Raw genomic sequence first — 12,646 nt, 5'->3', positions numbered from 1 at the left:
CACTGACAATGGTTTACAAAGACTATTGGGCTTTGGGTGCCTGGTATCGTCACTACGCGCGACTGTTGGGGGCCGACGCGCTGTATATCGTGGCGCATGGTGCCGACCCAGAGGTTCAGCGGATCTGTCCGGGCGCAAGTGTCTGGACGATTCCGCGTGATGACCTCAGCCATTTTGACCGCAGGCGGTCGGAATTGCTGAACGGGTTTCAGGCCGGGTTGCTCGCCAGCTATGATTGGGTGATCCGCACCGATGTGGACGAAGTGATCTGCACCGATCCCCGTGTTGGCACACTTCAACAGATATTTGCCGCAGCGGGCAGGGTGCCCGTCCTTACCGCGCTTGGCCTTGATCTGGTTGAACAGGCCGAAGATCGACCATTGCGGGACGGGTTTTGGAGAACGCGTAAAAACGTTTCCTTTACAGGCCATTACAGCAAGGCGTTCGCGCACTCCAAGCCGGTCAACCTGACATTGCATGGCACGAAAGTGCGGCTGCAAAAGCTGGCGGGTTTTCCTTTCGTGATGCCAGAGGGCGTGTATCTGGTACATTTGAAATATGCCAATCTGACCGCGCTGGAACAGGTCAACGCTGACCGTATTGCAATTTCGACGACAGGCCAAAAAGGATTACCCGGCGCTGGCTGGCGTGAGGCGGATGCAGACGCAGCGCGCTTTCTGGAAAGTTTCCGGGCCAAACCCGTGCTGCCATGGCACAAGGCGCGGGCAAAGGCCTTTCGTGCGCTTTCCAACGATCCCATGCGCAGTGAGCGCCTGGGTGTCGTCAAAGCGCGAGCTTTGAAATTTCCGTTTCGCACCGTGCTGCCTGATTGGTTCGAAACCTTTGAGTAATACCGGATAAAGTTGTAGAAACCGACCCGCACAAAGACTGGACACCACCAGTGTTTCGAGGCATTCAGACGCACCAAGTCAAGGAACGGAGAACAGCATGGCTGATGGAACTTTCGCGGTATTGACCCTTGCACTTGGGCTTTGGGACATGTCGCAGAACCATTGTCCCAACCAAGGCTGTCTCGCTTATAATCAGGTGCCGTCATACACCGCCATCTCTGGCGGCGGTGTGTATTTCCAAGATGAACAAGTCGACGAAGAAATTTACATTCGTCGCGATACGCGCAAGGCGCATGGTCCGTTTCAGATGATCTACGGTCTATCGGTCACCGGGCGCGGCGATGCCTGGGCCGGTTTGGGTCATGCCTATACGATGAGCAATCGCAGCCAGACCGCCTATATGCAGCTTCACGCGATGACGGGTCTGTATCTGCAAGGTGGCGGCCCGGATCTTGGCGGCCCGATCGAATTCCGCTCCGGTATCGAGTTTGGCCTTCAAGGACGCAGCGGCGCGCGGTTCGGTCTGGCCTACGATCACCGCTCGAATGCGGGGCTGTACGACGACAATCTTGGGCTTGAGACGATCCAGTTGCGCGTCAGCATTCCAACGAACTGAACGTATACAGAGCGAAGCATAGCTCTTAATGAAATGTCCATTCAGGCTGCAATTTCATCTCGTGCGCACCTCTAATATTTACATAATACAGATTATACGAATGGTGTATGGGCGGCAGACCCTTTCCATTCCGGATCATCTGCCATACCAATTGAATGTCGACGAGATCTCTAACCCAGCGCGTAGCCTGCACCCCGAACCGTGCGCAGAGGATCTTCGCCGCCATATTGGCACAATGCCTTGCGCAGACGTCCGATGTGAACATCCACGGTGCGCGTATCGACATAGATGTCCCGGCCCCAAACCCGATCCAGCAGCTGTTCACGCGACCAGACCCGGCCCGGCTTTTCCAGGAACGTCGCCAGCAGCCGAAATTCTGTCGGACCCAGTTTCAGCGGTGCTTCCGCGCGTGTGACCTTGTGGGTTTCGGCATCCAGAAGGATATCGAGATATTCCAGACGCGCGCCCATTGTCGCGGGCCGTGTCCGGCGCAGCTGCGCGCGCACCCGCGCCATAAGTTCTACGACCGAAAACGGCTTTACGACATAGTCGTCAGCGCCGGTTTCCAACCCGCGGACCCGGTCCACCTCTTCGGTGCGGGCCGACAGCATGATGACCGGAATGCTACGGGTATCAGAGCGGCTTTTGATGCGGCGGCACACCTCGATCCCCGAGACGTTCGGCAACATCCAGTCCAGCACCACGAGGTCCGGCACCTCTTCCGCGACAAGCAGCATTGCCTCTTCGCCGTTCTCGGCGACGGCGACGCGAAATCCCTCAGCCTCCAGATTGTAGGACAGGATTTCACGCTGTGAGGCTTCGTCCTCGACCACCAGTATCGTTGGTTGTGACGCGCTCATCCTAGTCTGGCTCCGCTTCGGGGTTATATTTCATGTCCATGGAGGTGACATCCGCTTTGGGTCGGGTTCCTTCCGGCGTTTCCCCGGTGACATAAAACAGCACCTGCTCGGCGATCGCGGTGACATGATCGCCCATGCGCTCGACGTTCTTGGCGATGAAATGCAAATGCATGCAGGCGGTGATATTGCGCGGATCCTCCAGCATGAAGGTCAGGAATTCGCGGAACAGCGTGTTGTACATCTCGTCGACCTCGCGGTCGCGCTCGATCACGTCGCGTGCAAAATCGGGATCGCGCTGGATGAACGCATCCAAAGCATCCTTCAGCATCGCCTCGACTTCGCGCGTCATGCGCCGGATCGACCCGGTCGCGCCGGAAATCTGCGTCAGTTGTCCCAGCACGTCCGACCGTTTGGCAAGGTTCTTCGAAAGATCACCGATCCGCTCCAGGTTCGAGGTCATCCGCATGATCGCCAGCACGGTCCGCAAATCCACCGCTGTTGGTGCGCGTAGCGCGATAAGGTTGGCCACCTCGTCATTGATCTGCTCGTCCAGCGCGTCAATGGCGGCATCGCCGCGACGCACCTTTTCGGCCAGTTCCTGATCGCGGCTTTCCAGCGCTTTGGAAGAGTCGACGATGGACGCCTCGACCAGCCCCCCCATCTTCAGTATTTTCGCATGGATCGAGTCCAGATCCCGGTCAAAAGCCGATGCGATATGTCTGCTGTCATTCATGGTTCTATCCGATCCGGCCAGTGATATAGCTTTCGGTGCGGCTGTCTTCGGGATTTGTGAAGATCTTGACCGTGTCACCGAACTCGACAAGATTGCCGAGATGAAAGAAGGCGGTCCGCTGGCTGACCCTTGCGGCCTGCTGCATGGAATGTGTGACGATCACCACCGAATATTGCTGGCGCAATTCGTCGATCAGCTCTTCGACCTGGGCCGTGGCGATGGGATCAAGCGCCGAACAAGGCTCGTCCATCAGCAAGACCTCGGGTTCCGTGGCAATGGCGCGCGCGATGCACAGGCGTTGTTGCTGGCCGCCCGACAGCCCGGTGCCGGAGGCATGCAGCCGGTCCTTGACCTCTTCCCAGATTGCACCGCGACGCAGGGATTTCTCAACGATTGCGTCGAGATCAGCCTTATTCTTTGCCAGCCCGTGAATGCGCGGACCGTAGGCGATATTGTCGTAAATCGACTTCGGGAACGGGTTGGGTTTCTGGAAGACCATGCCGACCTTGGCGCGCAATTGCACCGGATCGACCCGCTTGTCGTTGATATCCTCACCGTCGAGCAGGATTTCCCCCTGCACACGGCAGATGTCGATCGTGTCATTCATCCGGTTGATACAACGCAGAAACGTCGATTTTCCGCAGCCCGAAGGTCCGATGAATGCGGTGACGGTATTGGCTTCGATGTTCACATTCACGTCCTTGATGGCGTGATTGTCGCCGTAATGAACTTGAACGTCACGGGCTGTGATCTTGGCGGTTTTCTGGTCCAAGGTCGTCTCCAGAGATTTAGGCGCATCGTACATGTTTGGTCTCCGTTTACCAGCGGCGCTCAAAGCGGCGGCGCAGGATAATCGCGATAAGGTTCATCGACAGCAGGACAACCAACAGGATGATGATGCCCCCCCAGGCGCGTTCGTAATAGGCCGGGTCAGCGCGTTTTGCCCATTCGTAAATCTGTGCCGGCATGGCAGAGTTCGGATCCAGAAAGCCCGACGCGATCCCATCGGGATAGTTCGACGCAATGTAGCCAACCATCCCGATCAGCAAGAGCGGCGCGGTTTCCCCGAGCGCCTGCGCCAGCCCGATTATTGTCCCGGTCAGAATGCCGGGCGCGGCCAGCGGCAAGACATGGTGAACCACGGACTGCATCTTCGAGGCCCCAATGCCAAGCGCTGCATCCCGGATCGAAGGCGGCACGGCCTTCAGCGACGCTCGGGTCGAAATGATGATCGTCGGCAACGTCATCAGCGTCAGCACCAGCCCGCCGACCAGCGGCGCGGATTGCGGCAGATGCGCAAACTGGATGAACACGGCAAGGCCCAGGATACCAAACACGATGGACGGCACCGCCGCGAGGTTCGAGATATTCACCTCGATCAGATCCGTCCAACGGTTCTGTTTTGCAAACTCCTCCAGATAGATGGAGGCAGCAACACCGATGGGCAGCGACAGAACAAGCACCACCAGCATCATGAACAGGGAACCCAGGATGGAAACACCCATACCGGCTTGTTCCGCTCTGCTTTCGGATGCATCCGCACCCGTGATGAAGCTGAGGTTGAAACGTTTCTCAATGACACCCGCATCTGCCAGAGCATCAGTAAGGTCCAGATGTTCGGCATCTATGCTTTTGTCACGGATAACGCTTTCGCGGGATACACGCCCTTTGAGATAGCCATCGACGCGCGACGACGCGAGGATACGGAATTCGACCGTTTCGCCTATCAAATCGGGGTTTGCGATGACCGCGTCACGCACCTGCGCAGCCGCCGACGCTGATATAAGCGCCTTCATCTCGCTGGCTTTGGTCAGAGGCGTCTCGATACCGCGATCTGTGACTTCGGCAAAAATCGCGTTGTGCAGAAGCGGCGTATATCCGAAGGTCGAGACCTTCTTGATGTCATCAATGTTGCGGTCGCCGTTCTTGTCCAGCTTGGCCGGATCAAAGAAAACCTGCGTGGTGATGAAGGTCTGTTGAAACGCCCCTTTCCCGTTCGCGATGATGGCGCTCAGTAGAACCGTCAGGAAGATCAGCCCAGTGGCAATGGCGGCGATGCCGTACATCCGAAACCGCTTTTCGGCGGCGTTACGCTTTTTTGTACGGGCATCAAGTGTGATGAGCGAGCCGTGGCGTGGCGCAGGTACACGTCCGGGCGGGGTAAAGCTTGTGTCGGTCATTCGTACTGCTCCCGGTATTTGCGCACGATGTAAAGTGCCAGAACGTTCAGCGCCAAGGTCAGGATGAAAAGGTTCATGCCAAGCGCGAAGGCCACCAGCGCCTCGGGCGAGGCGAAATCACTGTCGCCGGTCAATTGGCTGACAATCTTGGCGGTCACGGTCGTCATCGCCTCAAACGGATTGAGCGACAGTCGGGCCGCGGCCCCTGCCCCAAGCACCACGATCATCGTCTCGCCGATCGCGCGCGACGCGGCCAGAAGAACGGCACCGATGATACCGGGCAAGGCGGCAGGCAGAACGACCTGCTTGATGGTCTCGGATTTGGTCGCACCCAGCCCGTAAGACCCGTCGCGCATCGACTGCGGGACAGAGTTGATGATGTCATCCGACAAGGAACTGACAAAAGGGATCAACATGATGCCCATCGTGATGCCGGCGGTCATCACCGCGCGTCCGCCCTGCATCCAGCCCAAACCATCATCTCCGAACACGGTCAGCAACATCGGGCCAACCGTCAACAAGGCAAACAGGCCGTAGACAATCGTTGGAATGCCCGCCAACAATTCAAGCATCGGCTTGGCAAAGCCCCGCACGGTCGGGCTGGCGTATTCGGACAGGTAGATGGCGGCAAACAGACCAACCGGGACCGCGACGACCAAGGCCACAAGCGAGATATAGAACGTACCCCAAAGAAGCGGCAGAATGCCCAAGCTGGACGCGCCGCCACGGCCCGAAAAGCTGGGTGCCCATTCGAACAGCGTGTAGAAATCCGCCGCCGGGTACAGTCGAAAGAATTCCCAAGTGTTGAAGATCAGCGAAAAGACGATGCCTACGGTGGTCAGCACCGCTATTGACGCGGCTGCAATCAGCAGCGCCTTTACGACCTGCTCCACCACGTTGCGTGCGCGGAAATCGAAATGGCTTTCTCTGACACCCCACAGCAATCCGGCCAAGGCAAACGCCACAACGGCAATCGACATGATCAGATCGCCGGACGCTTTCATGATCCGGTAATGCTGGGCCGCGGCAAGCACCGGCTGGGTGATGCCCGATGTCACCACCTGCCCCGCATCCTTGAGAAGCTTGGTGACGTCGGTGGTGTCCACCCGCAAATTGCGCGTCTCATCATCGTCGATCAGACCGGCCGCAGCGATACTGTCAAGGCCGTTGGCCGTGCGACGCACCTCGGCCATCACCAGGCCGCGGCTTGACCCTTCGGAAATCTCGGCTTGCGGGATCATTTTTGACACGACGCTGTTGACGTAGAATGGCTGTGCCAGCAGCCAGACCACCAGCAAAAGCAATGCCGGTATGATCACCTTCAGCGCCGCATTCCAACCGTAATAGGACGGCAGTGAATGCAACCGGCGAATGTCCCCTCCGGCGCTGGTCAGCGCCCGGGACCGGCCCAGGATATACCCGGCCGCCGCAAGTGCGAGCACCACAATCACGAGCCAGAAAACAGGCATAAGCCCCCCAGTGTGTTTGTCAGTTCAAAAGGTCAAACGAAGAAACGGGGGCGGCAAGGTGGTCCGCCCCCGGCAGTCAGGCAGACGCCTGATTACATCTCTGCGCTCATGGTCTTTTCATCGGCAACCGCGTTCTGCGTGTCGGCCAGTTCGGGGTCGGAAACCAGACCATATTCGGCCAGCGGACCATCCGGGCCTGCGATCTCGTCAGCGACGAAGAATTCGGCAAACTCTTTCAGGCCAGGGATCACGCCGATATGAGCTTTCTTCACATAGAAGAACAGCGGACGCGAGACCGGATATTCGCCGCTTGCGATGCTTTCGGTGGTCGGTGCGACACCGGCCATTGTCGCAACTTTCAGCACGTCTGTATTGTTCTCGTAGAACGCCAGGCCGAACACGCCGACGGCGTTTGAGTTGGCGTCGATCGAGGCCAGCGTTTCGGTATAGTCGCCGTCAATATCAACGGAGCGGCCGTCGCTGCGCACTTGGAGACAGGCATCTTCGGCGGTATCTTCATCCATGCCGCCCGCGATCATCGCTTCCATTGCGCCGGTTTCTGCACAGCCAACCGCGATCACCTTTTCCTCGAACACTTCGCGCGTCCCGTGCTTGGTGCCGGGGATGAACGCAAGGATTTCTTCGGCCGGCAGATCAGCGTTGAAATCGGACCACTTGGTGTAGGGATTGTCGACCAGGTTGCCATCAACCATGACCTTCGGTGCCAAGGCGTTGAAAATGTCGGACTGGGTAAACTCGGTATAAGCCGGGCCGGTCAGCTGGCTGGCAAAGACGATCCCATCATAGCCGATGCGGACTTCGACGATGTCGGTCACACCGTTTTCGGCACAGGCCTGAATTTCCTTTTCGCGGATCTTGCGCGAAGCGTTGGCAATATCTGTATGCTCTTCGCCAACACCCTGGCAGAAACGCTTGAGCCCGGCCGACGATCCGCCCGATTCCACGACGGGTGTCGGGAAGTCGAAGTTTTCGCCAAAGGCTTCGGCCACGATCGAGGCATATGGCAGCACGGTCGAGGAACCTGCAACTTGTACCTGGTCACGCGCCGCAGCGGCTGTGGCGGAAACGGCAGCAATCGCCAGTGCAGAGGCGGTTAGTTTTACGGAAGACATAGGTGGCTCCTGTTTGACAAAATTCGCAGTCATCCTCGTGATGACCCTGAGCGACGACATAAGACGGGCACGCTATGGTTTTGTGACAAGTTCGTAACGGTTTTATGACATTGACGGCGCTGGGGGTTATGCGTTGAAGTTCTTCGACCAACTATTTGATAATCAGTAATTAAAAGTGACTTCATTCACATTTCGAAAGTCAAAATCTTGATCTTCTCAAGGGAATACATCGCAAGAATTTCGGCAATTTCGCCGGATGTGTCTATCCAATGGGCAACAAAACGCTGACGGTCGTCCCCTGCCCTTTTTCACTGGTAATGCGCATCCGGCCACGATGGCGGTTGATGATGTGCTTGACGATTGCCAATCCCAGTCCGGTGCCGCCCATCTCTCGCGACCGGTGGCTGTCGGCGCGGTAGAACCGTTCCGTCAGGCGGGGAATATGGATCGCGTCGATGCCCAGTCCGCTATCCCGCACCGTCAGCTGGGTGCCGTCGCTCCGCAAACGCGGTTGATAGACGGGGCTCGTGACCGACACCGTAACCGTCGACCCGCGCCCGCTATATTTGATCGCATTCTCTGTGAGGTTGATCAGAACCTGACGCAGCTGATCGGAATCGGCTGCAATATCAAACCCGTCCTCGGGCAGATCCAACATCAGAGCCACCCCGGCATCCTTGGCCAAAGGCGCAAGCGAATGCGATGTGGAGCGGACCAATCCGCACAGATCGACACGCGCGGTCGGTCGGACCCGCTCTTCCGATTCGACATGGCTGAGTGACAACAGATCGCCGACAAGCCGATTCATCCGGTTGGCCTCACGTTCCATGATCCCAAGAAAGCGTTCGCGTGCCGCGGCATCCTCGCGCGCGGGGCCACGCAGCGTTTCCACGAAGCCCATCAGCGCCGTCAACGGCGTGCGCAATTCGTGGCTGACATTTGCCACGAAGTCACGGCGCATCTGTACGGCTTGCTCCATATGCGTGACATCCTCGAAACAGATCAGCGCGCCTGCATCCGGAACGTGACGTGCGCTGACCTTGTAGGTAACGTCCTGCGCCCCGACCGATGTCAGATAGCGCGCCGTCGCCGCCGATCCGTCACGCAGGCATCCTTCGATGACATCAAGCACGGCAGGCTGGCGCAGCACGGCTATAAAATGCCGCCCCCTGACGCCCGGACCAAGCAACTTGTCGGCCTCGGCATTGGCCGCTTGCACGCGTTCATCTGCGCCGACCAGGATCGTTGCCAGCGGGATCGCGTCGATCAGTGCTTTTGCCAGATCAGACCTCATGCCTGACTTGCCGCCTTTAGCCCTTTGTCGAACACGGCCAGCAGCGCCGTGGGTTCTTCCAGACCAACCGAGACGCGGAAGAACCCTTCGGTCAAGCCGAGCGAGGAGCGCAGGGCGGGTGTCAGGCTGCGATGCGAGGAACTGGCCGGGTGCGACAGCGTGGTGCCCACATCGCCCAGCGTCGGTGCAAAGGCCACGCCATCCGCAGCTTTGACAAAGGCATTGGCCGCGTCGCGCCCGCCGTCCAGCTCAAAGCTGACCATGTTGCACCCACGCCCTTGCAACAGCCCCTGCGCGCGGGCGTGATCAGGGTGATCGACGCGCGTGGGATAGAGAACCCGCTTCACGCCCGTCTGCCCGGCCAGATGTTCGGCCAGGCGCTGCGCTGTCGCCTCGGCGCGGTCGAACCGCAGGTCAAAAGACATCAATCCGCGCTCGGCCAGCCAGCAATCGAACGGGCTGGCGGTCAACCCGGTAGTCACGGCAAAATCGTACAGTTTGCGGCGCAGGGTTTCGTCCTTTGCGGCCACATATCCCAGCGTCACGTCGGAATGCCCCGCCATCAGCTTGGTGACCGAATGGATCAGAATATCGGCACCCATCTCCAGCGGACGGATCGCGCGCGGCGTGGTGAAGGTATTGTCCACGGCCAGCAGGATGTTCTTTTCACGGGCAAGCTCGATCAGACCGGTCATGTCGGCCACGCGCAGCGTCGGGTTCGAGACAACCTCGATCAGGATCAGCTTTGTCTCTGGACGCAAAGCGGCGCGCATCGCGTCGATATCGGTCGGATCGGCTTGCGACGTGGCGATGCCCAGGCGCGGCAGATCATCTTTCAGCATCCGCAGAGACCGCCCGTAAAGCTGATCGCCCCCCAGCACATGATCGCCCGCTTCAAGCAGACCCAACAGAACCGCCGTCACCGCCGCCATGCCGGACCCGACGACCAGCCCGTCGGTCGCGCCTTCCATCGCATCTATCCGGCGCGCCAGCACGTCCGCGTTGGGATGCCCCTCACGCGCATAGGTATAGCCCTCGACAGCACCGCCATATTGAGCGTCCAGCGCATCCGGGCTGTCGGCGGCATAAACCACCGATGGCATCAGCGGCGTGACAACCGCGTGTTGTGCGCCCGCTGGCAGCCCGCCGTGACGGATGAGAGTAGGCTTCATGGGTTGTCCTTTCGGATGGGTGTCGGTCTGTCGGAGTCCAGATCTGATATGGATAACTTGCCCAATTTGGCACGGTCACGGTTAACGTCGGCGCTTTTACGCAGTGCCGCGCCTTCTTGTGAACGGGTGACGGCCACATTCTCGACATAATCAGGGTTAATGCAAAACATGCCGCGGGACGGGGTTATACCAGTTTCAGACTGGCTTCAGCCCGGCGCGGAACCGCCGCATATTGTCCTGATAATTGCGCGCACTTTGGCGCAACCCTTCAATGGCGGCATCGTCCAATTGCCGCACAACCTTACCCGGCGCGCCCATGACCAGCGAGCCGTCGGGAATTTCCTTGCCTTCGGTGATCAGAGCGCCAGCGCCGATCAGGCAATTGTCACCGATCTTCGCGCCATTCAACACGGTTGCCCCCATGCCAATCAGCGAGTTCTGCCCGATGGTACAGCCGTGCAGCATGACCTTATGACCAATAGTACAACCAGCGCCGATTGTCAGCGGATACCCCATATCGGTATGAAACACGCAGTTCTCCTGCACGTTCGAGCCTTCGCCGATCAGAATTTCCTCATTGTCGCCGCGCAAAGTGCTGCCGAACCAGACCGATGCCCCCGCTTGCAGAACAATACGCCCGATCAGGTTCGCATCTGGTGCAACCCAGCTATCTTCGGCAATATCAGGCGCTTGTCCGTCGATGCTATACAGTGTCATGCGGAGATCTCCTCGAATTCCTTTTGCAGATTGCGAACATGATCCAGCAGGCCGGGTTGTTGCGCGCGGCGCAGCCGTTCAGCCGTCACGATGGTTCGCAGCTTTTCAAAGCTGTGATCCAGATCGTCATTGACCAGCACATAATCATAACCGTCCCAATGGCTTATCTCATCCCAGCTTTTCTGCATCCGCTTGGCGATCACCTCGGCGCTGTCCTGCCCTCGGGATTCCAGACGGCGGCGCAATTCGGCAATCGAGGGCGGCAGAACAAAGACTGACAGCACGAAATCACGCAGGACAGAATTGGAAATCTGCTGCGCGCCCTGCCAGTCTATGTCGAACAGAACGTCGCGTCCGGCTTCGATTGCCGCTTGAACCGGTGCCATAGGAGAGCCGTAGAAGTTCCCGAAAACATGCGCATGTTCCAGCATCTGGCCTTCGATGACGTCATGTTTGAACTGCTCTTCGGCCATGAAATGATAGTCTTGGCCGTCAACCTCGCCGGGGCGTGGCGCGCGTGTTGTCGCGGAAACGGAAAAGCGCAGACTGGGGTCCCATTCCAGCAACCGCCTGGACAGGGTTGATTTGCCCGCACCCGAAGGTGAGGACAGGATAATCAAAAGGCCGCGCCGGTTGGTCATTGCCTACTCCACGTTCTGAACTTGTTCGCGCATCTGGTCGATCACCGTCTTCAGGTCCAGCCCGACGCGCGTCAAGGGCTGGAATTGTGCTTTTGAACTCAATGTGTTGGCTTCGCGATTGAATTCCTGAGTCAGAAAATCCAACCTGCGCCCCACGGGACCATCGCTGGCCAGAAGGTCGTGCGCGGCGGCAACATGCGCGTGCAGGCGGTCCAGCTCTTCCGTCACATCCGCCTTGACCGCGATCAGTGCCAATTCCTGCGCCACCCGGTCCGGATCGGCACTGTCGCTATTATCCAGCGCGCGCGAAAGCGCGGTTTTCATCCGCGCAGCCATGTCTTTGCGACGCGCCTCGCCAAGCGTTTCGGCTTCGGCCGTCAGCAGCTTGATCTGGTCGATCTGGGCGGTCAGAACGGTTTGCAATGCCTCACCCTCTGCTTCCCGCATGGCGCAGAAGCTTTTGAGAACAGGTATAAAATCCGCTTCCAATGTATCGCGCAACCCGGCGGTGTCCGTCTCGGTTGTGCTGCTGTCAAGGATGCCGCGCAACGCCAAAATTCCGGTCGCAGTCGCCGGGGCGAGCGTGATGCCGCGATCCATCGCGCGGGCCTCAACCTCTGCGAGTGCCGTCAGGGTCGCGTCCAACTGGGCGGAATTCAGCATCTGAAGGGTTGCGCCGTCCTCGGCATGCATGCGCAGGTTCAGCGTTATATTTCCGCGCTTTACGGCCTTGCTTAAACGGGCGCGCAACGCAGTCTCCAACCCCTCGATCCAATCGGGAACGCGCAGACGCAGATCCAGCCCGCGCGCATTGACGCTGCGGATCTCCCATGTCCAACGGTAGCGCCCCGCACTGCCCTGCCCCGAGGCAAAACCGGTCATCGACTGCCGCATGAATGCTCCTTTCAGGTCGGTTGCCTATCGGTTACGCAATCCGGGCCGCGCTGGCAAGCGAACCCGGTCAGAGGATGCGTTAACCT

At 58.8% G+C, this 12,646-nt stretch carries 13 protein-coding genes; 2 read left to right on the top strand and 11 right to left on the bottom strand.

Going from position 1 to position 12,646, the window contains the following annotated elements; genetic code table 11:
* The first annotated feature begins 8 nt into the window (after positions 1–8).
* Together DMZ65_RS00580 and DMZ65_RS00575 are read left to right on the top strand one after the other, a co-directional pair.
* Positions 9–851 carry a glycosyltransferase family 2 protein gene (locus tag DMZ65_RS00580; RefSeq protein WP_232824833.1) on the top strand — a complete coding sequence of 281 codons (843 nt, stop codon included), beginning with the start codon at positions 9–11 and terminating at the stop codon, positions 849–851.
* Between the two features lie 97 nt (positions 852–948).
* On the top strand, positions 949–1,467 hold the full coding sequence (locus DMZ65_RS00575; RefSeq protein ID WP_116596987.1) for an acyloxyacyl hydrolase: 519 nt from the start codon (positions 949–951) through the stop codon (positions 1,465–1,467).
* 170 nt (positions 1,468–1,637) lie between these two features.
* On the opposite strand, the gene phoB is transcribed toward DMZ65_RS00575, so the two are convergent.
* The 11 genes from phoB to DMZ65_RS00520 form a co-directional block, all read right to left on the bottom strand.
* Positions 1,638–2,327 carry a phosphate regulon transcriptional regulator PhoB gene (gene phoB, locus DMZ65_RS00570; RefSeq protein ID WP_116596986.1) on the bottom strand — a complete coding sequence of 230 codons (690 nt, stop codon included), beginning with the start codon at positions 2,325–2,327 and terminating at the stop codon, positions 1,638–1,640.
* Position 2,328: 1 nt separating this feature from the next.
* A complete protein-coding gene (gene phoU, locus DMZ65_RS00565) occupies positions 2,329–3,060 on the bottom strand; it encodes a phosphate signaling complex protein PhoU (protein WP_116596985.1) in 732 nt (243 codons plus the stop codon).
* A 4-nt stretch (positions 3,061–3,064) separates the two neighbouring features.
* Positions 3,065–3,865 (bottom strand): phosphate ABC transporter ATP-binding protein PstB, encoded by an 801-nt coding sequence (pstB, locus tag DMZ65_RS00560; protein ID WP_116596984.1) that lies wholly within the window; start codon positions 3,863–3,865, stop codon positions 3,065–3,067.
* A 13-nt stretch (positions 3,866–3,878) separates the two neighbouring features.
* A complete protein-coding gene (gene pstA, locus DMZ65_RS00555) occupies positions 3,879–5,240 on the bottom strand; it encodes a phosphate ABC transporter permease PstA (protein ID WP_116596983.1) in 1,362 nt (453 codons plus the stop codon).
* Positions 5,237–6,709: a phosphate ABC transporter permease subunit PstC gene (pstC, locus tag DMZ65_RS00550; RefSeq protein ID WP_116596982.1), complete on the bottom strand. Its 1,473-nt coding sequence runs from the start codon at positions 6,707–6,709 to the stop codon at positions 5,237–5,239. The genes pstA and pstC overlap by 4 nt, the downstream gene beginning before the upstream one ends.
* A gap of 92 nt (positions 6,710–6,801) precedes the next feature.
* Positions 6,802–7,842 (bottom strand): substrate-binding domain-containing protein, encoded by a 1,041-nt coding sequence (locus DMZ65_RS00545; RefSeq protein ID WP_116596981.1) that lies wholly within the window; start codon positions 7,840–7,842, stop codon positions 6,802–6,804.
* 262 nt (positions 7,843–8,104) lie between these two features.
* Entirely contained in the window at positions 8,105–9,136 is a 1,032-nt protein-coding gene (locus tag DMZ65_RS00540) for a sensor histidine kinase (RefSeq protein WP_116596980.1), read from the bottom strand.
* A complete protein-coding gene (locus tag DMZ65_RS00535; RefSeq protein ID WP_116596979.1) occupies positions 9,133–10,308 on the bottom strand; it encodes a trans-sulfuration enzyme family protein in 1,176 nt (391 codons plus the stop codon). Before DMZ65_RS00535 ends, DMZ65_RS00540 begins: the two co-directional genes overlap by 4 nt.
* Positions 10,309–10,503: 195 nt before the next feature.
* Positions 10,504–11,025, bottom strand: a complete 522-nt coding sequence (locus DMZ65_RS00530) for a gamma carbonic anhydrase family protein (protein WP_116596978.1) — start codon at positions 11,023–11,025, stop codon at positions 10,504–10,506.
* Positions 11,022–11,666: a guanylate kinase gene (gene gmk / locus DMZ65_RS00525; RefSeq protein WP_116596977.1), complete on the bottom strand. Its 645-nt coding sequence runs from the start codon at positions 11,664–11,666 to the stop codon at positions 11,022–11,024. The genes DMZ65_RS00530 and gmk overlap by 4 nt, the downstream gene beginning before the upstream one ends.
* Positions 11,667–11,669: 3 nt before the next feature.
* Positions 11,670–12,560: a YicC/YloC family endoribonuclease gene (locus DMZ65_RS00520; protein ID WP_116596976.1), complete on the bottom strand. Its 891-nt coding sequence runs from the start codon at positions 12,558–12,560 to the stop codon at positions 11,670–11,672.
* Positions 12,561–12,646: the final 86 nt, after the last annotated feature.

The sequence above is a fragment of the Primorskyibacter marinus genome (assembly GCF_003313245.1).
GTDB lineage: Bacteria > Pseudomonadota > Alphaproteobacteria > Rhodobacterales > Rhodobacteraceae > Primorskyibacter > Primorskyibacter marinus.
Note: the sequence above shows the minus strand (reverse complement) of the source record. Positions and strands in the feature narration are given on the sequence as shown.